23 protein-coding genes, 1 tRNA gene and 1 riboswitch are annotated in these 22,635 nt (G+C 62.7%); of the genes, 16 read left to right on the top strand and 8 right to left on the bottom strand.

The features are described from left to right. The first annotated feature begins 331 nt into the window (after nt 1-331). From EKH80_RS04865 to metH, 3 genes are read left to right on the top strand one after another with little or no spacing between them, the layout of a single operon-like run. Nucleotides 332-1,258: an ArsR/SmtB family transcription factor gene (locus EKH80_RS04865; RefSeq protein WP_126683615.1), complete on the top strand. Its 927-nt coding sequence runs from the start codon at nt 332-334 to the stop codon at nt 1,256-1,258. A gap of 10 nt (nt 1,259-1,268) precedes the next feature. Beyond that, complete coding sequence (locus EKH80_RS04860; protein WP_126683614.1) at nt 1,269-2,357, top strand: homocysteine S-methyltransferase family protein; 1,089 nt, start codon at nt 1,269-1,271, stop codon at nt 2,355-2,357. A 28-nt stretch (nt 2,358-2,385) separates the two neighbouring features. After that, nucleotides 2,386-5,157, top strand: a complete 2,772-nt coding sequence (metH, locus tag EKH80_RS04855; RefSeq protein ID WP_126683613.1) for a methionine synthase — start codon at nt 2,386-2,388, stop codon at nt 5,155-5,157. 120 nt (nt 5,158-5,277) lie between these two features. Here metH and EKH80_RS04850 read toward each other — a convergent pair whose 3' ends face one another. Continuing rightward, nucleotides 5,278-5,607, bottom strand: coding sequence for a lipid-A-disaccharide synthase N-terminal domain-containing protein (locus EKH80_RS04850; protein WP_126683612.1), 330 nt, complete (start codon nt 5,605-5,607; stop codon nt 5,278-5,280). Between the two features lie 132 nt (nt 5,608-5,739). Here EKH80_RS04850 and EKH80_RS04845 point away from each other — a divergent pair. Then, nucleotides 5,740-5,814: transfer RNA gene (locus tag EKH80_RS04845), tRNA-Val, on the top strand. Nucleotides 5,815-5,821: 7 nt separating this feature from the next. Here the strand turns inward: EKH80_RS04845 and EKH80_RS04840 are convergent. The 5 genes from EKH80_RS04840 to EKH80_RS04820 form a co-directional block, all read right to left on the bottom strand. After that, entirely contained in the window at nt 5,822-6,238 is a 417-nt protein-coding gene (locus tag EKH80_RS04840; protein WP_126683611.1) for a hypothetical protein, read from the bottom strand. A 145-nt stretch (nt 6,239-6,383) separates the two neighbouring features. Further along, the gene (locus EKH80_RS04835) at nt 6,384-6,737 is read right to left on the bottom strand and encodes a glycine zipper 2TM domain-containing protein (protein WP_230473428.1); all 354 of its coding nucleotides are present in this window, start codon (nt 6,735-6,737) and stop codon (nt 6,384-6,386) included. A 219-nt stretch (nt 6,738-6,956) separates the two neighbouring features. Further along, entirely contained in the window at nt 6,957-7,307 is a 351-nt protein-coding gene (locus tag EKH80_RS04830) for a response regulator (RefSeq protein WP_126683610.1), read from the bottom strand. Nucleotides 7,308-7,659: 352 nt separating this feature from the next. Beyond that, nucleotides 7,660-8,139: a PA2169 family four-helix-bundle protein gene (locus EKH80_RS04825; protein ID WP_126683609.1), complete on the bottom strand. Its 480-nt coding sequence runs from the start codon at nt 8,137-8,139 to the stop codon at nt 7,660-7,662. 418 nt (nt 8,140-8,557) lie between these two features. Beyond that, entirely contained in the window at nt 8,558-8,767 is a 210-nt protein-coding gene (locus tag EKH80_RS04820; protein WP_126683608.1) for a hypothetical protein, read from the bottom strand. A gap of 795 nt (nt 8,768-9,562) precedes the next feature. Here EKH80_RS04820 and EKH80_RS04815 point away from each other — a divergent pair. Further along, nucleotides 9,563-9,766, top strand: a complete 204-nt coding sequence (locus EKH80_RS04815) for a hypothetical protein (protein WP_126683607.1) — start codon at nt 9,563-9,565, stop codon at nt 9,764-9,766. Between the two features lie 75 nt (nt 9,767-9,841). Here the strand turns inward: EKH80_RS04815 and EKH80_RS04810 are convergent, their stop codons facing one another. Together EKH80_RS04810 and EKH80_RS04805 are read right to left on the bottom strand one after the other, a co-directional pair. Continuing rightward, complete coding sequence (locus tag EKH80_RS04810; protein ID WP_126683606.1) at nt 9,842-11,323, bottom strand: ABC transporter permease/substrate-binding protein; 1,482 nt, start codon at nt 11,321-11,323, stop codon at nt 9,842-9,844. Beyond that, nucleotides 11,320-12,090 carry an ATP-binding cassette domain-containing protein gene (locus tag EKH80_RS04805; protein ID WP_126683605.1) on the bottom strand — a complete coding sequence of 257 codons (771 nt, stop codon included), beginning with the start codon at nt 12,088-12,090 and terminating at the stop codon, nt 11,320-11,322. The genes EKH80_RS04810 and EKH80_RS04805 overlap by 4 nt, the downstream gene beginning before the upstream one ends. A gap of 125 nt (nt 12,091-12,215) precedes the next feature. Between EKH80_RS04805 and yccS the strand changes: the two genes are divergently transcribed. The 11 genes from yccS to EKH80_RS04750 all read left to right on the top strand — a co-directional run bounded on the left by yccS (nt 12,216) and on the right by EKH80_RS04750 (nt 22,471). After that, nucleotides 12,216-14,375, top strand: a complete 2,160-nt coding sequence (yccS, locus tag EKH80_RS04800; RefSeq protein ID WP_126683604.1) for a YccS family putative transporter — start codon at nt 12,216-12,218, stop codon at nt 14,373-14,375. Nucleotides 14,376-14,526: 151 nt separating this feature from the next. Then, a riboswitch (molybdenum cofactor riboswitch) is annotated at nt 14,527-14,669 on the top strand. After that, entirely contained in the window at nt 14,665-15,648 is a 984-nt protein-coding gene (gene moaA, locus EKH80_RS04795) for a GTP 3',8-cyclase MoaA (protein ID WP_126683603.1), read from the top strand. It overlaps the preceding riboswitch by 5 nt. Nucleotides 15,649-15,651: 3 nt before the next feature. Then, a complete protein-coding gene (gene moaCB / locus EKH80_RS04790; RefSeq protein ID WP_230473427.1) occupies nt 15,652-16,656 on the top strand; it encodes a bifunctional molybdenum cofactor biosynthesis protein MoaC/MoaB in 1,005 nt (334 codons plus the stop codon). Then, nucleotides 16,653-17,900 (top strand): molybdopterin molybdotransferase MoeA, encoded by a 1,248-nt coding sequence (locus EKH80_RS04785; RefSeq protein ID WP_126683602.1) that lies wholly within the window; start codon nt 16,653-16,655, stop codon nt 17,898-17,900. The genes moaCB and EKH80_RS04785 overlap by 4 nt, the downstream gene beginning before the upstream one ends. Next, nucleotides 17,897-18,157, top strand: coding sequence for a MoaD/ThiS family protein (locus EKH80_RS04780; protein WP_158628748.1), 261 nt, complete (start codon nt 17,897-17,899; stop codon nt 18,155-18,157). The genes EKH80_RS04785 and EKH80_RS04780 overlap by 4 nt, the downstream gene beginning before the upstream one ends. Nucleotides 18,158-18,257: 100 nt before the next feature. Further along, on the top strand, nt 18,258-18,770 hold the full coding sequence (locus EKH80_RS04775; protein ID WP_126683600.1) for a molybdenum cofactor biosynthesis protein MoaE: 513 nt from the start codon (nt 18,258-18,260) through the stop codon (nt 18,768-18,770). Further along, the gene (gene mobA / locus EKH80_RS04770; RefSeq protein WP_230473426.1) at nt 18,733-19,323 is read left to right on the top strand and encodes a molybdenum cofactor guanylyltransferase; all 591 of its coding nucleotides are present in this window, start codon (nt 18,733-18,735) and stop codon (nt 19,321-19,323) included. Before EKH80_RS04775 ends, mobA begins: the two co-directional genes overlap by 38 nt. Beyond that, a complete protein-coding gene (locus tag EKH80_RS04765; RefSeq protein ID WP_126683599.1) occupies nt 19,320-19,676 on the top strand; it encodes a hypothetical protein in 357 nt (118 codons plus the stop codon). The genes mobA and EKH80_RS04765 overlap by 4 nt, the downstream gene beginning before the upstream one ends. After that, entirely contained in the window at nt 19,673-20,602 is a 930-nt protein-coding gene (locus EKH80_RS04760) for an extracellular solute-binding protein (RefSeq protein WP_126683598.1), read from the top strand. The genes EKH80_RS04765 and EKH80_RS04760 overlap by 4 nt, the downstream gene beginning before the upstream one ends. Before the next feature lie 109 nt (nt 20,603-20,711). Further along, entirely contained in the window at nt 20,712-21,485 is a 774-nt protein-coding gene (locus EKH80_RS04755; RefSeq protein ID WP_126683597.1) for an ABC transporter permease subunit, read from the top strand. Continuing rightward, entirely contained in the window at nt 21,485-22,471 is a 987-nt protein-coding gene (locus EKH80_RS04750) for an ABC transporter ATP-binding protein (protein WP_126683596.1), read from the top strand. Before EKH80_RS04755 ends, EKH80_RS04750 begins: the two co-directional genes overlap by 1 nt. Nucleotides 22,472-22,635 lie beyond the last annotated feature (164 nt).

Below are 22,635 nucleotides of genomic sequence, written 5' to 3'. Positions count from 1 at the left end.
AAGTTTGAGGTCCATGCGAAGAGAATCGGCAAGAAGAAGGTCCTTGAGAGCAGAACTTGTCATGGCCAGGCGGGACTCCACTCGCCCCTTATCAGCGCCAGCCATATCAAGATCGGAGCAAGCTTTGCCCCTGCTTTTCTCGGCTCGGGTCACATGAACTGTCCTTTTGACGACTCCGTTATATCGGCCTCCCAGCTCTCTTTTTAGGCTCTCAATGCTGGGATTTCATCCCAGCCTACCCGGTACCGAGGCTTCCCCCCGGCTGCCCTTGACGCCCCATCATCCTAGGCCTACTCTTACACATCTTTCTATCGCGATATAAGGATGCACGATGGATCTGGCCACCGCCTCCAGCGTGTTGCGCCTGCTGGCGGATCCCACTCGCGTGCGGCTGCTGGCCCTGCTTGAGCGGGAGGAATTGACCGTGGCCGAGCTGGCCGCGGTACTGCACCTGGCGCAGCCACGTGTGTCCACGCATCTGGCCAAGCTCAAGGAAGCCGAACTGGTGCGCGACCGCCGCGCGGGCGTATCGGCCTACTACCGTGCCAACAGCGAAGGCGACGAGCGCCAGCACGCCCTGATCCGCTCGTTGCGCGAAAGCATCGACGACGCCCTGTTGCGCGAAGACGCTGCACGTTTGATTGCCGTCCTGGCCCAGCGCGCCAACGAACAGGGCTGGGCCGACACCGTGGCCGGCGACATGGAGCGCCATTACTCCCCGGGCCGCACCTGGGAGACCCTCACCCGCGCGCTGCTGCAACTGCTGGAAACCGGCGATGTGCTGGATATCGCTTCCGGCGATGGCGTGACCGCCGAACTGCTCGCGCCGCACGCGCGCTCCATCGTCTGCGTGGATGCCAGCGAACGCGTGGTGGAAGCCGCCGCAAAACGATTGGCGCCCTTCGGCAATGTCCAAGTACGCGAGGGTGACATGCACGCCTTGCCGCTGCCGGACGATCGCTACGACCTCGTGCTGATGCTGCATGCGCTTACCTATTCCGAACAGCCGGCCAAGGCCGTAGCTGAAGCTGCACGTGTGTTGCGCCCTGGAGGAAGGCTGCTGGCCGCCACCCTGGGCAAGCATGACCACCGCGCCGTGGTGGAGCCGTTCGATCACCGCAATCTGGGCTTCACCGAAAGCGACCTCAACAAGCTGGTCACGCAGGCCAAGCTCGAAGTGCTCAGCTGCGACCGCTTGAGCCGGGAGCGCAAGGCGCCGCATTTCGAAGTCATCAGCTTGCTCGCCCGCAAGCCGTAAGGAGTTCCCCATGAGCAGCTCTCTTCCCTGGCTTCACCCCGAACGCGTCGCGACACTCGAAGCCGCATTGCGCCAACGCATCCTGATCCTGGACGGCGGCATGGGCACCATGCTGCAGGGCCATCGGCTGGATGAAGCAGGCTTTCGCGGCACGCGCTTTGCGCATGGCCACGACAGCCAGCACGCGCATGCACACGATCATCCAGGCGCTTGCGATCTGAAAGGCAACAACGACCTGCTCACGCTTACCAAGCCGGAAATCATCCGCGGCGTACACGAGGCGTATCTCGAAGCCGGCGCCGACCTGGTCGAAACCAATAGCTTCAACTCCACGCGCATCAGCCAGGCCGATTATCACCTGGAACATCTCGCCTACGAGCTGAACCGCGAGGGCGCCAAGCTCGCCAGCGCGGCCTGTGCTGCACACACCGCGCAAAACCCGGCCAAGCCACGCTTTGCGATCGGCGTACTCGGCCCCACCAGCCGCACGGCATCGCTGTCACCCGACGTCAACGATCCGGGCTTCCGCAACGTCAGCTTCGAGGAGCTGGTCGACAACTACAACGAGGCCGCCAGCGGCCTGCTCGATGGCGGCGCTGACCTGATCATGGTGGAAACCATCTTCGATACGCTCAATGCCAAGGCCGCGCTGTTTGCGCTGAGCGAATTGTTCCGCGCACGCGGCAGCCGCGTGCCGGTCATGATCTCCGGCACCATCACCGACCGCTCCGGCCGCACGCTTTCCGGCCAGACAGCCGAAGCGTTCTATTATTCGGTCAAGCACATCCGCCCGCTTTCCGTCGGCCTGAACTGCGCACTGGGCGCAGCCGACCTGCGCCCGCACGTGCAGACGCTGGCTCACGTTTCGGATTGCTATGTCAGCACGCATCCGAACGCCGGCTTGCCCAATGCGTTCGGCGAATATGACGAAACCCCGGCGCAGATGGCCGCGGTGATCGGCGGGTTCGCCCGCGATGGCCTGCTCAACATGGTGGGCGGCTGTTGCGGAACGACGCCGGCGCACATCAGGGCGATTGCCGAAGCGGTGCGCCATTGTGCGCCGCGTTCGCTCGCCGCGGAGAAGCAAAAGGCAGCGTAAGCAGTAGTCGGATGCTTCGCGGGTCTGCATGGCCGTCATTCCCGCAAAACCCTCTCCCTCATCTTTGGCCCTTGCCCCACAGGGTCCGGGAATAAGACACGCATCATCGATGAACACTAATCGCTACACCCGCCTTTCCGGCCTTGAACCGCTGGTCATCACGCCGGACCTGCTGTTCGTCAACATCGGCGAACGCACCAACGTCACCGGCTCGGCGCAGTTCAAGAAGCTCATCAAGGAGGAGCGCTACGAAGAAGCCGTGGAAGTCGCGCGCCAGCAGGTCGCCAGCGGTGCGCAGATCATCGACGTGAACATGGACGAAGGCCTGATCGATTCGGAAGCCGCGATGACGCGCTTCGTCAACCTGATCGCCGCCGAACCGGACATTGCGCGGGTGCCGGTGATGGTCGATTCCTCCAAGTGGAGCGTGATCGAGGCCGGCCTGCGCTGCCTGCAGGGCAAGGGCGTGGTCAACTCCATCTCGATGAAGGAAGGCGAGGAGCTGTTTCTGGAGCACGCGCGCAAGGTATTGGAGTACGGCGCCGCGGTAGTGGTCATGGCTTTCGACGAACAAGGCCAGGCCGATACCTGCGAGCGCAAGGTGGAGATCTGTTCGCGCGCCTATCAACTGCTCACCGAAAAGCTGGACTTCCCGCCCGAAGACATCATCTTCGACCCCAATATCTTCGCCATCGCCACCGGCATAGAGGAACACAACAACTACGCGGTGGACTTCATCGAGGCCACGCGCGAGCTGAAACAGCGCTTTCCGGCCAGCCATATATCCGGCGGCGTATCCAACGTCTCGTTCTCGTTCCGCGGCAACAATACAGTGCGTGAGGCGATCCACTCCGTATTCCTGTTCCACGCCATCAAGGCCGGGATGGACATGGGCATCGTCAACGCCGGTGCGTTGATGATCTATGACGACGTGCCGGAAGAATTGCGCGAACGCGTGGAAGACGTGGTGCTCAACCGCCGCGCCGACGCCACCGAACGCCTGCTTGAAATCGCCGACCGCTACAAGGCGAAGAAAGGCGAAGCGGTGACGGAAAACCTCGGCTGGCGCGAAAAGCCGGTGCACGAGCGGCTCGCGCATGCGCTGGTGCATGGCATCGACCAGTTCGTCGACGAAGACACTGAACAAGCGCGCCAGCAGGCCACCCGTCCGCTCGAGGTGATCGAAGGCCCGCTGATGGCCGGCATGAACATCGTCGGCGACCTGTTCGGCGCCGGCAAGATGTTCCTTCCGCAGGTGGTCAAGTCCGCGCGCGTAATGAAAAAAGCGGTGGCTTATCTGCTGCCATACATCGAGGCGGAAAAGCTGCGCAGCGGCGATGCCGCCAAGAACAACGGCGTCATCGTGATGGCCACCGTGAAAGGTGACGTGCACGACATCGGCAAGAACATCGTTGGCGTGGTGCTCCGCTGCAACAACTTCGAAGTGATCGACCTGGGCGTGATGGTGCCGGCGCAAAAGATCCTGGACAGTGCCCGCGAGCACAAGGCCGACCTGATTGGCCTGTCCGGCCTGATCACGCCCTCGCTGGAAGAAATGAGCCACGTCGCACGCGAGATGCAGCGGCAGGAATTCCATATTCCGCTGCTGATTGGCGGTGCCACTACCTCGCGCGCACACACGGCGCTGAAGATCGAACCGCACTACCAATCGCCCACCGTGTGGGTCAAGGACGCGTCCCGTGCCGTGGGCGTGGCGCAATCGTTGGTGAGCAGGGAGCTGGTCGACAACTTCATGGCGAAGATCCGCGCCGAATACGCGGACATCCGCGAACGCCACAAGCAGCGCGGCGCCGCGAAAACACTGGTCTCGCTGGAGCATGCCCGCAAGCAGCGATTCACCTGCGACTGGCAAAACTACACGCCGCCGCAGCCGCGCAAACCCGGCATCACCAGCTTCGACAACTACGACCTCGCCGAACTTCGCGCGTACATCGACTGGACGCCGTTCTTCCAGGCCTGGGAACTCGCCGGACGCTATCCTGCCATCCTCGCCGACGAAGTGGTCGGCAAGCAGGCCCGCGAGCTATTGGCCGATGCGCAGGCTATGCTGGACAGGATCATCGCCGAGCGCTGGCTCACCGCGCGGGCGGTGATCGGCTTCTGGCCGGCCTGCGGCATCGGCGATGATGTCCAAATCCAGCTTGCCGAAGACGGTGGCAGCAAACGCTTGCACCACCTGCGCCAGCAAGCCGAAAAACCGGCCGAGCGGCCTGACTTCTGCCTCGCCGATTTCGTGGCGCCCCGGGAAGCCGGTAAACAGGACTGGATCGGCGCCTTCGCCGTCACCGCAGGAATTGGCATCGAAGCCCATGTCGCGCGCTTCGAAGCAGACCATGACGACTATTCCGCCATCCTGCTAAAGGCTTTGGCCGACCGCCTGGCTGAAGCCTTCGCCGAACGCATGCACGAACGCGTGCGCCGCGAATTCTGGGGCTATGAGCCGGGCGAGTCGTTGGACAACGAAGCGCTGATCGAGGAGAAATACCGCGGCATCCGCCCCGCTCCCGGCTACCCCGCCTGCCCCGATCACACCGAAAAAACCGCGCTGTTCGAACTGCTCGACGCCACACGCAACGCCGGCATCCAATTGACCGACGGCTTCGCCATGTACCCGGCCGCCGCCGTTTCCGGGTGGTATTTCTCGCACCCGGACAGCCAGTACTTCGTGGTGGGTCGCATCACGCGCGAGCAGGTGGAAGACTACGCCAAGCGCAAGGGATGGACACGCGAGGAGGCCGAGCGATGGTTGGCTCCCAACCTCGATTACGACCCGGAATAACGCAAATTGGGGCGCAATGGTGGCGAACGACTACCCGCCTGGATAAACGCCGCCTTGATAGGGCGTCATTCCCGCGCACGCGGGAATGACGGCCATGAGGGGAGCAACTAACAAGGCAACCTACACCTTGCCGCCCACCTCATCCCGCCCGTGATGCCGCATGTGCGTCACCAGGTTGTACACCGAGACGAACACCGGGAAGAAGTTGGAAAGAATGCCCACCGAGTCGTTCTTGCCGAACACGAAGTAGCCTAGCAGCAGGGCGCTGCCCGACACCGACATCCACCAGAACGACAACGGCATCACCACGCGTTTGTATTTGCGTGTGTAGTAAAGCTGCACGAACCAGCGCCCCGTGAACATGAAGGTGCCCAGGTAGCCGACGATCTTCCAGGGCGTGATGTGGAAGTTCTGCAGGGCCTGCAGAATATGGGAGAGATCGAAATGCATGAGGCACAGCCGTCTTTGGCAAGGGGAACGAGGCATTTTAGCCGCCCCGCGGTTTGGACCCATGGAAAAACGCGCCACCTGCCGAAGAGTTGACGGCCAGCCCCGTGACCCGTATAGTTTCGCGTTCCCGGCGGGCGGTTAGCTCAGCGGTAGAGCACTGCCTTCACACGGCAGGTGTCACAAGTTCGATCCTTGTACCGCCCACCATCTGGATTCAATGAAAAAGGTCACCTCGTGGTGGCCTTTTTTGTTGCCGCCGGAGGCGCGGTGCGGTGCCCCACCTTTCCGACCGACGAACGGCAGCCAGGAACCTGCGCGCCATGCGTTTCATCCAAATGACATGTCGTTCCAGCATGCTTGGAACCACAAAGCCGGTCTCCTGCTCCCTCCCCAGGGTGTCGTTCCGGACGGACTTTCGTGAACCGCCGAATGGATGCGGCATACGCGCCTTTGCCCCCAACGAAGACGCCTTGGCATCACCCTCTTCATCCTGAGCAGCATGAGCATTCGCAACGCCACCATCGCTCGACGCGAGCGCAAGATCGGTTTGTCCGAACAGGAACGCCTCGCTCCGAATGCTCGACGGCGGCGCCGTGATGACAGGCCCTACCAGGATCGGAAACGGGAACATGGGCCGCTTTTACCGCAGGCAGGCCAGGGCGCCAGCTGGTCCAGCAACTGGGTGGAGTCGTGATTCGCTACGGATTTTTTTAACTGCTGACCCGCAAGAGTGTCTAGAGCGACCTCGGCGCAACGCGATTCCTGCGAATGCCGCGTCACTGCCGCGACTCGTAGCAGCGCTCCTCATAGTGATACGTCGGGTTGTTTTGCTGGTGGCTTTCCTGCACCTTCTTGCCCGCGTATCCCCCGGCCACCACGCCTCCGGCCGTGGTGAGCACCTTGCCCTTGCCGCCGCCGAACTGGTTGCCCAGCAAACCGCCTGCCGCCGCGCCAATCAGAGTTCCCGCGATCTGATGGCTATCTTTCGGACGGTCCTGCACCCTGACCTTGTGGCAGACCTGGTGAGGGGCGGCAGCGGGAGTGTTGCTGTTCTGGACTGAAGCGACACCAGCGCCCGACATCATCAGGCATCCGATCAAGGCGAGGCTTGCCGGCCTACGCATGCTCATGGCGACACCCTACTTCAGCGGAGTTTAGGCATTATCTTGCGGCAAAGCTGCGGAAGAAGTCGTGAGTTTGCCAATGCGCTCAGGTTGCGCGCGGTGCGCTGAAGTGGCGTCTGGTTCAGCGTGCCTGCGCAGGCGTAATTCACGCCATTGCACGTCGACGACGAACGGCTTGGTAGGGTGGTTCGTGCCGGCGCGCCGATGCTTCCTCCTCGGCCATGATCATGCGTGTTCGGTGATGGCCGCCAGCAGGGTCTTGCGATCAAAGGGCTTGGGTAGATATCTCATCCATGATTGCAATTCCTCCCACGGCGGCTCGCAATCGCCGGACATTACGATCATCGGGCATTTCAGCCCTTCATCGTGCATGGCCTTGCCCATTTCGATGCCGCTCATTCCCTGCTTCAGATTGAGATCGGTCACCACAACGCCAATGTCCGGTCTTACCGAAGCGACTTGCAGGGCTTGTTCGGAACTGTGCGCCGCCACCACTTCGTAACCGGCGTCCTCAAGCATGAAGGCTGTCACCTCAAGAACGTCCCGATTGTCATCCACGAGCAGAACAGTCTTCATGCCATCCCCACCCGATTTTAATAGGCCTTACCGGCGATGAGCCGAACGGTATTTGGCGACGCTGCAACGGACAATGAACAGGCCCCGGACAATGCAGACCATAGCGAAAACGGGGACAGGTTACGTGAAAACGAGGTCAAGACCCACGCGGTTATTCGTGAATAAAATGTGATCATTCACGCATGGGTGCGCCCTGCATGACTGGTTTGAGCTTGTCGTATTCCCCTCGCGGCTCAAGCATTGGCGCGCGAACTCAAGCGTACAAGCAGGATCTTGTTCACAGGCCCGCTTTGGAGTTCATGCCTGCAGACCCCGCCCAGGGGCGCGGCCACCGTGCCGTTGATGCCCTTCTTTACCGCTGCTCTAGCAGTTCGCCATGAACCTGCTCTGCGTGCGGATAACGCTTCAACGCATGCATGTCGGCACATCCTTCCTGCACCGATGCATAGGCGTTCTGTACCACCGTACGCGATGGCGCGGATAGGCGACCATCTGTCAAGGCGTGCTCATATTTCGCCTTGATGCGCTCCTCACAACGCTCCACTTCATCGATCAGCGCGCAGTAGCCATAGTCCATCGCATGGCGAAGATTTCCGAACAGGCGCAAAGGATGAATGGTCAGTATCCCCTCGCTCTGCGGATTGCCGCAGATGGCGGTACGCTGTTCTTGCAATTCCAGGGCAATCAGCTTGCGCTGGATCGAAAGATGCTCGAACAAGGCGCGGATTCTCGGATTGCCGATGTTGTCGGCCACTTTCCGGTAGTGCCTCGCACTGTCCATCGTGGCGCCGATAAGCCCACTGAGAATATTGACGTCGTAATCCGTATTCATGAGCCGCCTCCTCACACCATGAAGCTAATCTTGAATGCATGCCCGTACATACCGAGCGGAAACAAGGTAAAAATTTTCGGCTTGGCGAGATTGGGTGTCACAACGGCGGCAAAGGGTTGGCGCCAGCTTATTTTTTAGTCCGATTGACGGGGTCGGGATGGCGACAAAGCCCGTTCGACATCCTTACGCACAACGATGCCGCAATGGCAGTCCGCGTGCCGGTCCGGCGGGTTCAGATGCTCGCGCTCCCACGCTTCCGTAACTCGGCGCGATGACTGTGACATGTGCTCGACTCTCATCGCGAAGCCGCCTTTGCCCTCCCCGCGTTGCGCAGGGGAGGGAATCGATCACACGACCAAGCGATTCACCGGCAGGCGATCGAGCAGACCACCGGGTGAGTTTTATGTTCGCTTCCTGCTCAATGCGCAGCCGTCGAGGGCGATGCCGGCGGCATTGCGCTAGCGCTAGCGCCGGCGGCCGGTGCCGCGGCCGGCGGATTGGCGGCAGGCGCCGCCGCCGTGGAAGGATTCGCCGGAGCGTTGCCGCTCGGAGGATTGCTGGGATTGTTGCAGCCGCCGATGGCCAAACCGAAGCAAGCAACCGCCATACCAAGTATCGTGCGATTCATGATTTTTCTCCTGACGTGACATGGAAATGTGACGCGTCGTGCCAAATGGATTTGTAATCGTTCATCGCCGTACCCATCTCACAGACGATTACAAGCTTCACCTTGATCCCCTTGTATGCAATATTTCGTCGAGTATTTGTCAACGTCATGTTTGAAAAACCGAATACCCCCGACAATCCGGGCTTCCGGCCCCTGCAAGCCGGCCATTTCTGAACGCAGTCTGCGCGCGCTCCCTTCGGCCTCTTCCATCGGGCCGATGAGGTCCCTACTACCGAGCCCGGCCGTTTGGGGCTAAACAGCGCAGAGCGGCCAATTAGGATGTCCCCCCGCCGGTCTTGCGCAAAATCTCGGCGCAGAGAAAGTCGATCGTAGCCATGTGTTGCCGATCACGCCGGGGAAGGCATGCGTGATGCGACGCGGGCAGTTTCCTCGCAATGAAGCTCGGAACGCCATGACGGCCCAACATCCTGGTCACATCCACTTGTCCTGTTGTTGACATATTCCGTTGCAAGGTCCTTATGCACAGGACCACCAAGGCGGAGCAGACATGCGCCTTCGGGACTACCAACGCAAACTCGATTTCGCACAAACCAGCAAGCGCAGGCCGGATGCGGCCATTCCGGGGGAGAAGCCATGCGGTGTGCATGGCACAGCCTCGTTGCGCCCTTATCTGTATTGCCAATCGTTTCCTCGTCGCCCCCTGGAAGGAACGATCGATGATCGAACTTCGATACGACGCTCGAAATCCTGCATGGCGGGCCATGACCTTGTTTCGTCGACCACGGAGTACCGCTTATGACGACCACGCTGGATAAATCCTTAAGGCGCGAAGTAGAAGTAGCTGGGCAGCCCTACACGGTGGTGCTGGACGCCACGGGGCTGAAGATCACCCGTAAAGCCCACCGCAAGGGTATCGAGCTGAAGTGGACCGATCTGATCCATGGCAACACGGCAGCGGCTAACGCGTTGAATGCCTCACAGGAGGATGAGCGGGGCTAACGCCTTCATTGACTTGCCTTGGCTAGCAAAGGAGAGCAAGGGTGGGGTCGTGCAATCCCGCGATGACTGCAGCTTCTACTGCCTTGCCTCCAGCCGCATCCCGCGTGGCGTGAGCCAGCGTTCCACGCCCTCGAACAAGCCCTGCACCACTAACGCCATACACGCGGCGGGAATGGCGCCTTCCAGGATCAGGCCGGTGTCGTCCAGCCGGATACCGGTGACGATGGGCTGCCCATACCCGCCGGCACCAATGAGCGCACCCAGTGTGGCGGTACCAACATTGATCACTGCGGCAGTCTTGATGCCCGCAAGGATCGCACGCATGGCCATCGGCAGCTCCACGCGGCGCAGCCGCACGCCGCGGGGCAGGCCCAGTGCGGCAGCGGATTCGCGTAGATCCGGTGGAATACCGGTAAGCCCCGCATAGGTATTGCGCACGATCGGCAGCAGGCTGTACAGAAACAACGCGGCAATGGCCGGCCAGGTGCCGATGCCGAAAAACGGAATCATGAACACGAACATGGCCAGTGATGGGATGGTCTGCAGCACGCCGCTGAGCGCCATCACCAGGTGTCCGAGCCGTTTCGCGCGCGCCGCGAATACGCCCAACGGTATCGCGATCAGCACCGCGGCCGTAAGCGAGATCAGTACCAGGCGCAGGTGCTCCAAGGTCCGCAGCCACAAGCGCGTCCACCTGCCAACGCCGTCGCCATCCGGCTGCACGCCGAGAAAACCGGCAGCCACCACGGTTTCCTTTTCGCCGTGCAGCTTCACCATGGCGTTCATCTGCCGCATGGCGTCCGCACCAATGCGCCCGGTGAGTTTTTTCAAGCTGTCGACGAAGGCCGGTGAGCGCTGCTCCAGGTCGAGCCGGTACACATAGACAGCGTCATAGTGCGGGAAATAATGCCGATCGTCGTCTAGGGTACGCAGGTGATAGTACGGAATCTCCGCATCGGTACTGTAGAGGTCGATCGCATCCACCGCATCGCTGGCGAGTGCGTGATAGGAAAGCACATGATCCAGGCCGCGCACCTGCATCTGCGGCAAGCCATAACGCTGGCGCAAGCCCGGCCAGCCATCGCTGCGCGCCATGAATTCATTGGAAAAGCCGAAACGCAGTTGCGTGTGCGATACCAGGTCGGACAAGCGCTTGATACCCAATTGCGCAGCGCGATCGGCGCGCATGCCAATGGCATAGGTGTCGTTGAAGCCCAGCGAATCGGTGATGCCGATGCCGAGCGGCTTGAGCACAGCGCGCAGCTTGGGGATGTCCGCCTCCGGTGGAACATTCTTCAGCAGCTCGTGCGTAAGCGTGCCGGTGTATTCGGGATACGCATCGATATCGCCGTGCTGCAACGCGCTCCACAGAATGGCGGTGCCACCCAGCTCGCGCTGGTGCACTGTTTGCACGCCGGCCTGCCTGGCTGCCAGACGCGCCACTTCGCCAAGGATCACCGATTCGGTGAATTGCTTGGAACCCAGGCGCACAGGTGCCGCATGCGTCCACATGGGAAGCAGCAGCATGGCGGCCATTGCAAGCCACCGCCGCTTCATGGCGAGGCGCCCTGCAAGGTGCGCTGTGCCCCCACGAAGCGGGTCACAAAGGGATCGGCCGGTCGTTGGAGCAGATCATCCAGCCGCCCGTCCTGCACGACCTTGCCGTTACGCATCAGCACCAGGCGATCAGCGAACCACGCCGCCTCCGCGATATCATGCGTTACCACGATTACGGTCTTGCCGAGCTGATCGAAGATCGCCCTCAATTCGTCCTGCAATTCATGCCGGACGATCGGGTCGAGCGCACCCAGCGGCTCGTCCAGCAGCAAGGCGCCGGGATCGAGCATCAATCCCCGCATCAGGGCTACGCGCTGGCGCTGGCCGCCTGACAGCTCGGCGGGATAACGCTCCAGCGCACCCGGGGGCAGATGCGTCAACGCCGCCAGTTCCTCGGCGCGCTGGCGGATGCGCTCCCGGCTCCAGCCCAGGTGATGCGGCAACAGGGCCAGGTTGCCGAGCACGGTGAGATGCGGGAACAACCCGCCCTCCTGGATCACGTAGCCCACGCGCCTGCGCAATGCCAGCACCTGCGTCCGCTCCAGCGCTGCGCCATCCACTCTGATTTCGCCGAGATCCGGCCACTCCAGTCCCAGCAACACGCGCAGCAAGGTCGATTTGCCGGAACCGCTGCTGCCGATCAACGCGGTTTTACTCCCGGCGGGAAAACGCAGGCTGACCTCGCTCAGCGCGGCGATGTTGCCATAGCGTTTGCTGACGCCGCGTAGTTCGAACGCTTCGGATGCGGCGTTGCTGATGGATGGCATGCGGGGGCGGGGTGGCGGCGGAGGCTTGAATCTAGCGTATGCCCACCTCACCGTCATGCCGGCACTCGCACCGAGGAGCCTCCCTGAAAGGTGAATGTTGCATAGCAGCATGTATCCTTGTCGCCATGCCTTCCCACTCCGCCCTGCTCCACTATTGGCGCCGCCTGCGTGGCTCGGACCGCTTCGCCGAATGCCAGCGCGTGTTGCTCGCGCTGGGCGGTGTGATTGCGTATTGCCTATGGCGCAATCATGCCTCCGCCATGATCCCGGCCATGCTCGGCGTGATCGCCTGCGCGCTGGCTGAAACCGAGGAGCATTGGCGCAGCCGTTCCGGCACCCTGTTCACCACCCTGTTGTGCTTCACTGGCGCGGCCTTTGCGGTGGAATGGCTGCTGCCCCACCCGCTGCCGTTCGCCTTGGCGCTGGCCGTGATGAGCTTCGTGCTGGTCATGCTCGGTTCGATCAGCGCGCGCTACGCCACCATTGCCGGCGGCACGCTGATCCTGGCCGTCTACACGATGATCGGCACCGACCAGCCGCATCCGTCCACGAGTTTTTTTACCGAGTCCCTGCAACTGCTGGCCGGCGCCGCATGGTACGGCTTGCTGTCGCTGCTGTGGAGCGTGCTCTCGCCCCAACTCGCCGTACGGCATGCACTCGCCCGCGTATTCGATGCACTTGGCGACTACCTGCAAACCAAGGCTGCGCTGTTCACGCCAGTGCAGGGCGTCGATCGCGATGCGCTGCTGCTTGCGCTGGCAATGCGCAACGAGCAGGTGGTGGATGCACTCAACGATACGCGCATCGTGCTGATCGACCGCATTGGCATGCGCCGTCCGCGCGGCGCCACGGCGGCACGCCTGCAGCTGTACTTCAAAGCACAGGACATGCACGAGCGCGTCAGCTCCGCCCATTACCCCTATGCCGCCCTGGCCGAAGCGTTCTATCACAGCGACGTGCTGTTCCGCTGCGAACACGTCCTGCGCCTACAGGCACGCCAATGCCATGGACAAGCCGAGGCGTTGCGCCTGCGCACTTCGCCCCAGGCCACCGCCGACCCGCGTGTCGCGCAAAGCGATTTGCGCAGCGCCATCCGGGCTCTTCGTAACATCCCGCAACCGCCGTCCGAGCCGCTGTTGCGTTCCCTGGACGCATTGCTGCGGAACATCACCGCCATCCAGGTCCTGCTGGAAAACGAACACACGCCCATGATGCTTGACGGCGAAGAGGGTGCCTTGCAAAACCCGGGGCCGCAAACCTTGAGCGAAGCCTGGGAGCGCATCCACATCCAGCTCACCCCGCTCTCATCACGCTTCCGCCATGCGATCCGCCTGTCGCTGGCGCTGACGGCCGGCTTTGGCGTGCTGCGCCTGGTACATCCCCAGCACGGCTACTGGATCCTGCTGACCACCCTGCTGATCTGCCAGCCTAGCTATGGCGCCACGCTTGCACGCTTGCTGCAGCGCGTGTCCGGCACGATGGCCGGCGTGGTGATCGGCTGGGCCACGCTGCGTCTGCTGCCCGCACCGCCCTGGCAATGGCTGCTGATCGTGTTGTCCGGCGTGGCGTTTTTTGCAGCACGACTTCGGCGCTACACGATCGCCACTGCCTCGATCACGGTATTCGTGGTGCTGTGCTTCAACCAGGCGGGCAGCGGCTACGAAGTGATGTGGCCGCGCCTGCTCGACACCCTGATCGGCGCCGCCATTGCCGCCTTGTCGATCTACCTGGTGCTGCCGGATTGGCAAGGCCGCCAGCTCGACCAGGTGCTGTCCAACACCCTGCGCAATGATGCCCGCTACCTGCAGCAGATCATCGCGCAGTACGTGCACGGCAAGCGCGACGACCTGCCCTACCGGATCGCACGGCGCGAAGCCCACAATGCGGATGCCGCCCTCAGCGGCATGCTCGCCAACATGCTGCGTGAGCCGGGCCGGCAGCAACGCGGCAACGAAGACCTGCTGCGTTTCCTGACCATCGCGCATACGATGCTTGGACATATTTCCGCACTGGGCGCGCATCGCCAGGCGATCGGCTACGCCCAGGCCCGCGATACCGTGACCCTTGCCGGCAATCTCGTGGTCACGAAGCTGGAACACCTCGCAGATGCGCTGCTGACCAATGCGCCTGCCCTGGCGCCGGAGAGCGAGGCGGAGCAAAGCACGATGCCGCATGCGGAAGGGGGCAATGACGAGATTGCCCGGCTGGTGCTCGGACAGCTGGCGTTGATCCTGGCGCAGCGGGATCGGTTGGCGAGTGTATTGAGGGATATTCGCAACGGGTGACCCTGGGAAGCGTCATCCCGCTCCATGCGATCGTCATGGTCCCCGAATACCCGATCCATGGCGTCCCATGCACCAATCCCCACCGCAGCCCTGACAAAACCGTAATAGACGTATCCCGCCAACCGGTGGATAGTTACACTTACCTGAAGAGCACCACTTACAACTCCGAGGCGCCCAGCCTGCGGTTCCTTCATCCGGAACATGGCTTGGCGTCCGTGATCCCCCAAGGGACCACCAGGGTGGACGCGGAAACGCGTTCGCCTCCCGGCTTGGAAAGGAGCAAAGATTCATGTCCCCGCTGGCTGACCGTTACGGCCGTCGGTTTCCGTACTTGCGGTTATCGGTCACACCCGCGTGCAATTTCCGTTGCACGTATTGCCTGCCGCACGGCTACCACGCCGATGCGAACGCCGCCGCAGCGCTTTCCTTGCCGGAAATCACTCGACTGCTGCAGGGCTTTACCCAGCTGGGCATGCACAAGCTGCGCCTCACCGGCGGCGAGCCGAGCGTACGCAAGGATCTTGCGGACATCCTGCGTACCGCCGCCGCGGTGCCGGGTATCACCAAGCTGGCCATGACCACCAACGGCACCCTGCTCAGCCAGCGCCTACATGAGTGGATGGCTGCCGGTCTCAACGCCATCAATGTCAGCGTGGACAGCCTGGACCGCGCGGTATTCGCACGCGTCACCGGCCACGACCGGCTGGACGACATCCTGCATGGCGTGGACATGGCGTTGGCGGCTGGGCTGCCTACGGTGAAGCTCAATGCGGTGCTGATGCGCGACGTCAACGACAAGCAACTGCCGTCGTGGCTGGAGTACCTGCGCGACCGGCCGGTAGGCGTGCGCTTTATCGAGTTGATGCAGACCGGCGACAACCTGCCGTTCTTCCGCGAACACCACGTTCGCGCGCAAGCCCTGGAAACGGAACTGATCACGCTCGGCTGGCAGGCGCTGCCGCGCGCCGCCGACGCCGGTCCGGCGCGCGAATATCGCCATCCGGACTATGCCGGCCGCATCGGCATCATTGCGCCCTATTCGAAGGATTTCTGCGCTGGCTGCAATCGCCTGCGCGTGACCGCCAGCGGTGACCTGCGCCTGTGCCTGTTCGGCGAATTCGGCATTCCGCTGCGCCCGCTGCTGCAGTCGGACGATCAGCTGGAAGACCTCGTGCGTGCCGTCGGCGGCCAGATCGGCCGCAAGGAGCAGGGCCATTTCCTGCACGAAGGCCGCACCGGCATCACTCCCCATCTCGCATCCACCGGAGGCTGATTCATGCAAGAGCGCGAGGAACGCGGCGTCCACTTCCAGATGGCGGACGTGCGCCGCAAGCGTATCACCGCGCGCCGCGCCGTGGCTGTCGGTGAATTGAGCGCCGGCGCCGCAGCATTCGCGCAAATCGTCGAGCGCCGCCTGCCCAAGGGCGATGCGCTGGTGATGGCGGAAATCGCCGGCCTGCAAGGCGCCAAAAGCGCCGCGCAACTGATGCCCCTGTGTCATCCGCTGCCGCTGGAGTACATCAACGTGCGCTGCGAACCGGTAACTGAGCGTTACGCCATTCGCGTGTATTGCGAAGTGGCGACGTTCGCGCGCACCGGCGTGGAAATGGAAGCCCTGGCAGGTGCCAGCGCTGCGTTGCTTACGCTCTACGATCTGACCAAGCCCGTGCAGCCTGCTCTTTGTATCGGTGGCGTGCGACTGCTGTTCAAGGAAGGCGGCAAGAAGGGCTTGTGGCTGCATCCGGAAGGCATGAGCGATGCGGAGCGCGAGCACTACATGCCGCGCGGCCTGAACAAGCTGGATGGCGTGCACGCTCAAGTGATCACGCTGAGCGATCGCGCCAGCCGCGGCGAATACGCCGATGCTTCGGGCCCGCTGCTGGTGGAACGCCTGCGCGAATTGGGTGCGGATGTCCGTGACGTGGAGCTGCATCCGGACGAACCCGAAGCGCTGGCAGTCCGCCTGCAGGAATTGGCCGGCAGCGGCGCGAAGCTGATTCTCTGCACGGGTGGCACGGGTCTTGGACCGCGCGACCGCACTCCCGAAGCTTTGGCGCTGGTGGCCGATCGTCATGTCGACGGCATCGGCGAACTGTTCCGCAGCGAAAGCAGCCAGCACACGCCCTTGGCATGGCTGAGCCGGGCGCATGCAGTGCTGCTCGGCAACACCCTGGTGATCGCCCTGCCCGGCAGCGCCAAGGCAGTGGCGCAGGGTATGGATATTCTGGCGCCGATCCTAGCGCATGCCCTTGCCATGGCCGCAGGCGGAGGGCATGCATGAGCCAGGAAGCGCTCGCCTATGAACACGCCTTGCGCATCGTGCTCGATGCCGGCACCAGGCTGGGCGCGGAAGATTGCCTGGTCAACGCATGCCTGGGACGCGTACTCGCCGTGCCCGTAACCAGCGCCGTCGACCTGCCGCCGTTCGACAACTCCGCCATGGATGGGTTTGCCTTGCGCGGCGATTCGATCGTTCCCGCCGGTACGGAACTGCAGGTCGAAGGCGAGCAGGCCGCGGGCGACGGCATGGCCCAGGCCCGAACCGGCGCGTGGGATATCATGACCGGCGCGCGCATCCCCGATGGCCTCGATCGCGTAATTGCGGTCGAACAGACCGAGCGCCTGGCGCCTTCACGCGTCCGCTTGCTGGCCGATGTAATTCCAGGTCAGAACGTACGCGCAGCGGGCTCCGATGTGGCGCGCGGTGAAAACCTGCTGGATGCGGGCACCGTTCTGCAAGCCCAGCATGTGATGCTGCTGGCGGCACTGGGCATCGCGAAGGTGTCGGTAGGCGTGCGGCCACGCGTGGCGGTCATCTGCACGGGACGCGAGTTGGTCGACGATCCCGACCAGGCGCTGGAGCCGGGGCAAATCCGCAATTCCAACGGCCCTTTCCTTGCCACACGCCTGCCACTGGCTGGCGCCGAAGTGGTGCACGTGGAAACCGTAGGTGACGATGCGGATGCCTTTGGGTCGGCGATGCGCCGTGCCCTGGATGCCGGCGCCAGGATCATCGTGACCAGCGGAGCCGTCTCCATGGGGCGCTACGATTTCGTGCCGCAAGCACTGGAATCGCTTGGCGCCCAAACGCTGTTTCACAAGGTGGCGATCCGGCCCGGCAAACCACTGCTGTTCGGGTGCTTGCCGGGCGGCGCGCTGCTGTTCGGTTTGCCGGGGAACCCAATCGCCGTCGCCGTTGGCCTGCGCTTCTTCGTGGAACCGGTGCTGCGCGAGATGTTGGGTTTGCCGCAGGAAACGCCACGCCGGGTGCGGCTGAGCAAACCCTACAGCAAGAAGCCCCGCCTGCGTTTTCACCTCAAGAGCCGCCTGCATTGTGATGCGCTAGGCCGGCTGACGGTGGAAGTGCTCGACGGCCAGGAGTCTTACCGTATCCGCCCGCTGGCCGATGCCAACGCATGGGCGGTCGTGCCCGCCGATGTCGATGCATTGCCCGCCGGCGCGCTGGTCGATGTCTACGGCAGCGGCCATCTGGAAGGGTTCCTGCCTTGCGAGAGTGCCCTATGAAGGTCCGCATCAATTTGTTCGGCGCCTTGCGCGATGCCGATGCCAGCGGCTACATCGAACTGGAAGTCCCCGAACCGTGCACCATCGGCGAGCTGCGCGAGTTGCTGCGCGATCATTTGCGCACGTATGCGCCGCATATCAGCGTAGGGCTGGTGCAGCGATCGGCCTTTGCAAGCAACGACGAAATCCTGCACAACCATCGCCTGCTGCCGGAGCATGGACAGATTGCGATCCTGCCGCCGGTGAGTGGAGGTTGATGTGAGCGGCACTTGCCCTATTTGCCGTCATTCCCGCGAACGCGGGAATGACGGCAAATAGGGCAAGCGAAACACACCTGCATTTCGAGCACTGAAGAACATGTCAGATCTATACACCGCCGTCGTCGACATTCGCGAAACACCGCTGGACCCGGCAGCCGCACTCGCTTTTGTTTCCGATCCGCGCTTCGGCGGCATCAACATGTTCATCGGCAAGGTGCGCGAGCACAATCTCGGCCGCATCGTTACCGGCATCAGCTACGACCTGTTCGTACCGTTGGCGCTGCGTACCTTCGAGGAAATTTGCGAGCGGGCGCGCAAGGAAATCGACGTGCCGATGAAACTGTACATCGCGCATGCCAAGGGTAGCCTGCGCCTCGGCGAAATCGCCGTCATTGTCGCCGCCGGCACCCCCCACCGCGACGAAGCCTTCCGCGCCAGCCGCCTGGCGATCGAAGCCGTCAAGCACGAGGCACCGATCTGGAAACAGGAGCACTACGTGGACGGCGACAGTGCCTGGAGCGAAGGCTGCTCCCTGTGCGAGGAACACCGCGAAACCGAACGTGCAGCCGCTCATGGCAGAACAGCGCATGCCCACGGGCACGAGCATTGAACGCTTGCCCTTGATCGGCGTGGTGCTGGCCGGCGGCCTTTCCACGCGCATGGGGCGCGACAAGGCCTTGCTGCACTGGCAAGGCCGGCCCTTGCTGGAACACCAGATGGCCGTGCTGCATGCTGCCGGAGTATGCGAGGTGAAAGTCAGCGGCGATCGTCCTGACTACCACGGCGTAGTCGATCCCGTCCCGCAAGCTGGTCCGATCGGCGGCATCGCTGGTATCGCTGCCGCCTGCGATGACGCTGAGCTGTTGATTGTGCCGGTAGATATGCCCCGATTACAGCCTGCGCTGCTGCAGCGCCTGCGTGAGGCCGCATCCGCTGTCGGCTGCGTGCGCTTTGCGGGCCACGTTTTGCCGATGCGTCTGCGCCTGGACGCTCGCTGCCGCGATGTACTCAACACGCTAGTGGCATCCAGCGACAGGCGGGCTCGCTCCCTGCGCTCGTTGCAGGAACGCATCGGCGTCCATGAGATCGTGCTGTCTGGCGATGAGGCCACCCAGCTGATCGACTGCAATACGGAAGAAACCTGGCGGGAGGCGAGCACATGAGAGTCCAACTGGAAGGCCAGAGCCTGCGGCTGCGGATCGATGAAGACGAACTGGCGCGCTTGCTGGATGGCGGCTCGGCCGACAATCGCACCAGCTTGCCCGATGGGCATGTGCAAATGCAGCAGCTAAGCCTGTCGTCACGCATCGACTGGCGGCGGCAGAACAGGGTATGGCATATCAGCTTGCCGGAGACCGATGTGCGTGCGCTTAGCGAACGGCTTCCGACCCGTGATGGCTTGCAATACTCGCTTTCCACGCCGAGTGGCGAGACCTTGCAGTTAGTGTTTGATGTGGATGTACGGGATAGTGCGCGCAAGCGCTTGCGCAAGCCTTCGACTGGAGATGCTGCATGAATGCCTGGTATTGCCATGTGAACGCAAAGTTCCGTCATTGGCTTGCGTTACTACTGTGCGGCTTGGTATGCGCGACTGCCTTGGCGCAAACTTCACCCGTAATCCGCATCGCCTACGCCGGCTCCATGGGCGTCGTGATGGACAATGCCGCCGGCCCGGCCTTCGCCAAATCGCACCACGCCGCGTACCAGGGCATCGGCCAAGGTTCCTATGCGCTGGCGCGCCTGCTCGCCGCGCATCAGTTGCAAGCGGATGTGTTCGTTACGATCACGCCAGGTCCGATGCAGGTGCTCAAGCAGGCGGGACTGATCACCGCTGCCGTCCCCGTCGCCAGTACGCAGATGGTCGTGATCTACAGCCCGCACAGCCGCTTTGCCGCCGACTTTGCCGCCGCGTCGCGTGGCGAAAAGAAATGGTACGCAGTGCTGAGCGAGCAAGGCCTGCGCCTGGGCCGCACAGACCCTACTATCGATCCGCAAGGCGCCAATGCACTGCTGAGCTTGCAGCTTGCCGCGGATTACTACCACCAGCCCAGTCTGCTGAAGAACGTGGCCGGCGCGCTGCAGAATCCCGCGCAGATCTTTACCGAGCCTTCGCTGATGTCGAGGCTCGAAGCCGGCCAGATCGATGCCACCATCGGCTATCTCAGCGCTGCCCAGTCGCATCATCTGCCCACCATCGCCTTGCCGGATGAAATCAACCTGGGCAACCCGGACATGCAGAAAACCTGGTATGACCGAGCCTCGATCGCTCTGGACAACGGCAAGATCCTGCAGGTGCAACCGCTGGTGTTCTATGCCGGAGTGCTGGCCAATGCGCAGCAAGCGGAATTGGGGCGTGATTTTGTGAGCTTTCTACTAAGTGCGGAAGGGCAAGCGTTGTTTCGCGAGCACGGTTACAGTGCGCCACGTGGGACCGGCTTGTGATTGAACACAGCGAACACTTGAGTAGGCTGGGATGGCAATCCCAGCATCGCGCGCATGGCATGCATGGCAGTGCTGGGTTTCACAACCCAGTCTACGATTGGCGCTGGCTATGATTCTCACCGCGTTCAGGCTCCGACTCCCCGCATTCGTCAGTCTGCTGACGTTACTGCTGCTTGCCGCCCCTTTCGCCGGCCTGGCATTCATGACGTCGTGGCGTAGCTTCGGCTTCACCGATGGCGACGGTAGCGCCATTACCGTATCGCTGGGCTACAGCGTGCTGGCCCTGATCCTGATCATCGCCCTGGGTACACCGTTGGCGTGGTGGTTGGCGCGCCACCGCATTCGCGGCGCATGGCTAATCGATACCCTGCTGCTGCTCGCGCTGCTCACGCCCCCCCTGGCACTAGGCCTGCTGCTTGCATCCATGTATGGCCCCTATGGTCCGGCCGGCAGCCTGCTGGAGCGCGCGGGCCTGGTGCTCACCAATTCCGGCCCCGCTTTTGTAATGGCACAGTTCTACAGCGCCCTCCCCTACTATGTGATCGCCGCCCGTGCCGCTTTCGAAGGCGTACCGCGCGAGCTGGAGCAAATCGCCCTTACGCTGGGCCATTCGCCATGGCGCAGCTTCGTGCATGTCAGTCTTCCACTGGCCAGGCTTGGCCTGGCCGCGGCGATCGCGCTTGCGTGGGTGCGCGCGCTGGGTGAATTCGGTGCAGTGCTGATCGTGGCTTATTACCCGCAAGGTATTCCGGTGAAGCTGTGGGTGAACCTGCAGAACATCGGCTTGAGCGCGGTCTATCCGCTGCTGTGGGTGTTCTTTCTGGTCGCCATGCCGTTGCCGCTGGTACTGGGCCTGGCCGCACGCCGCAGGCACCTTATCTGATGCGCATCGACTACCGGATCGAACACCCGGTCAGCTTGCATGCCGCCTTCGACGTCGAAGGCTTCACCGTGCTGCTGGGCGCAAGCGGCGAAGGCAAATCGCTGCTGTTGCAAGCGATCGCGGGATTGACGCCGGCACGAGGCGAACCGTTCGGCGGCATGGCGCCGCAACACCGTGCAGTGGGCTATCTGCCGCAAGGTTATGCGCTGTTTCCACACCTCAATGCCTGGCAGAACGTGGCGTTCGCGTTGCGCGGCGCGCAACGGCGCGCGCATGCGATGCAGTTGCTCGAACGCGTGCATATGGCGGAATTTGCCGAACGTCATCCAGCTGCCTTGTCCGGTGGGCAGCAGCAGCGCGTGGCGTTGGCGCGGGCCTTGGCGCGCAGGCCGCAGTTGCTGTTGCTGGATGAGCCCACTTCGGCGCTGGATCCGGTCACCCGCGATGACGTCGTGGCGGAATTGATCGGCGAGGTGCACGAATTCGGGATACCGGCGCTGGCGGTGAGCCACGATCCCCATCTGGCCGCCGTCGCGGACCGGCTGGTACTGATGCATGACCGGCGCATCATCCAGATCGGGCCGCCAGGCGTGGTTTATGCAAATCCGGTCAACGGTGCCGCAGCCCGATTACTGGGTCATCGGAATGTGCATCATGGGCGGATTGAAGGCGCGCGCCGCCTGCTGTGGCAAGGTGGTTCCATAGTCTTGCCCAGACATGACGGCGATGTGGCGGACGGAGACGTCGACTGGACCATCGATCCGGCAGCGATTCGCCTGGTGGACGCACGCGACGCCTTGCCGGATACCATCCCGGCATCGATTGAAGTGCGGCAGGTCATCGGACGCGTCGTGCAATTGGGCGTGCGTTGCGGCAAGGGGCGGTTATGGGTATCGGTACCCGTTGACCAGGCCATTCCCGAAGCCGTGGCGGTGCAATTGCCAACCGAAGCGATACGGTGGTGGAAGCGGAACGGGGATACCTAAGCGACACCCCCGGCATCTGCAACGAAAAGCGGCGATCTGCTGGCCGTGTGTGCTTGGCTGCCTATACGTCCTGTGCACATTCCCGCTAGTCATAATCCGCTGCCCCCGTATGTCCTTAAGTCAAAAGCCGGCTTCGTTCCCTTGTGCACCGGATGACGGGCTCG

Source organism: Dyella choica (assembly GCF_003977665.1).
Lineage (GTDB): Bacteria > Pseudomonadota > Gammaproteobacteria > Xanthomonadales > Rhodanobacteraceae > Dyella_B > Dyella_B choica.
The sequence above is the reverse complement of the archived record's forward strand: the minus strand, read 5'-3'. Positions and strand labels throughout refer to the sequence as shown.

Coding starts and splice junctions, on each gene's coding strand:
- EKH80_RS04750 (WP_126683596.1), top strand. CDS start 21,485: ATGCGCATCGACTACCGGATCGAACACCCGGTCAGCTTGCATGCCGCC.
- EKH80_RS04850 (WP_126683612.1), bottom strand. CDS start 5,607: ATGCATTTCGATCTCTCCCATATTCTGCAGGCCCTGCAGAACTTCCAC.
- mobA (WP_230473426.1), top strand. CDS start 18,733: ATGGCAGAACAGCGCATGCCCACGGGCACGAGCATTGAACGCTTGCCC.
- EKH80_RS04840 (WP_126683611.1), bottom strand. CDS start 6,238: ATGTTCCCGTTTCCGATCCTGGTAGGGCCTGTCATCACGGCGCCGCCG.
- EKH80_RS04765 (WP_126683599.1), top strand. CDS start 19,320: ATGAGAGTCCAACTGGAAGGCCAGAGCCTGCGGCTGCGGATCGATGAA.
- moaA (WP_126683603.1), top strand. CDS start 14,665: ATGTCCCCGCTGGCTGACCGTTACGGCCGTCGGTTTCCGTACTTGCGG.
- EKH80_RS04865 (WP_126683615.1), top strand. CDS start 332: ATGGATCTGGCCACCGCCTCCAGCGTGTTGCGCCTGCTGGCGGATCCC.
- EKH80_RS04830 (WP_126683610.1), bottom strand. CDS start 7,307: ATGAAGACTGTTCTGCTCGTGGATGACAATCGGGACGTTCTTGAGGTG.
- EKH80_RS04810 (WP_126683606.1), bottom strand. CDS start 11,323: ATGAAGCGGCGGTGGCTTGCAATGGCCGCCATGCTGCTGCTTCCCATG.
- EKH80_RS04805 (WP_126683605.1), bottom strand. CDS start 12,090: ATGCCATCCATCAGCAACGCCGCATCCGAAGCGTTCGAACTACGCGGC.
- EKH80_RS04775 (WP_126683600.1), top strand. CDS start 18,258: ATGTCAGATCTATACACCGCCGTCGTCGACATTCGCGAAACACCGCTG.
- moaCB (WP_230473427.1), top strand. CDS start 15,652: ATGCAAGAGCGCGAGGAACGCGGCGTCCACTTCCAGATGGCGGACGTG.
- EKH80_RS04835 (WP_230473428.1), bottom strand. CDS start 6,737: ATGAGCATGCGTAGGCCGGCAAGCCTCGCCTTGATCGGATGCCTGATG.
- EKH80_RS04860 (WP_126683614.1), top strand. CDS start 1,269: ATGAGCAGCTCTCTTCCCTGGCTTCACCCCGAACGCGTCGCGACACTC.
- EKH80_RS04815 (WP_126683607.1), top strand. CDS start 9,563: ATGACGACCACGCTGGATAAATCCTTAAGGCGCGAAGTAGAAGTAGCT.
- metH (WP_126683613.1), top strand. CDS start 2,386: ATGGCCGTCATTCCCGCAAAACCCTCTCCCTCATCTTTGGCCCTTGCC.
- EKH80_RS04825 (WP_126683609.1), bottom strand. CDS start 8,139: ATGAATACGGATTACGACGTCAATATTCTCAGTGGGCTTATCGGCGCC.
- EKH80_RS04785 (WP_126683602.1), top strand. CDS start 16,653: ATGAGCCAGGAAGCGCTCGCCTATGAACACGCCTTGCGCATCGTGCTC.
- EKH80_RS04755 (WP_126683597.1), top strand. CDS start 20,712: ATGATTCTCACCGCGTTCAGGCTCCGACTCCCCGCATTCGTCAGTCTG.
- yccS (WP_126683604.1), top strand. CDS start 12,216: ATGCCTTCCCACTCCGCCCTGCTCCACTATTGGCGCCGCCTGCGTGGC.
- EKH80_RS04820 (WP_126683608.1), bottom strand. CDS start 8,767: ATGAATCGCACGATACTTGGTATGGCGGTTGCTTGCTTCGGTTTGGCC.
- EKH80_RS04780 (WP_158628748.1), top strand. CDS start 17,897: ATGAAGGTCCGCATCAATTTGTTCGGCGCCTTGCGCGATGCCGATGCC.
- EKH80_RS04760 (WP_126683598.1), top strand. CDS start 19,673: ATGAATGCCTGGTATTGCCATGTGAACGCAAAGTTCCGTCATTGGCTT.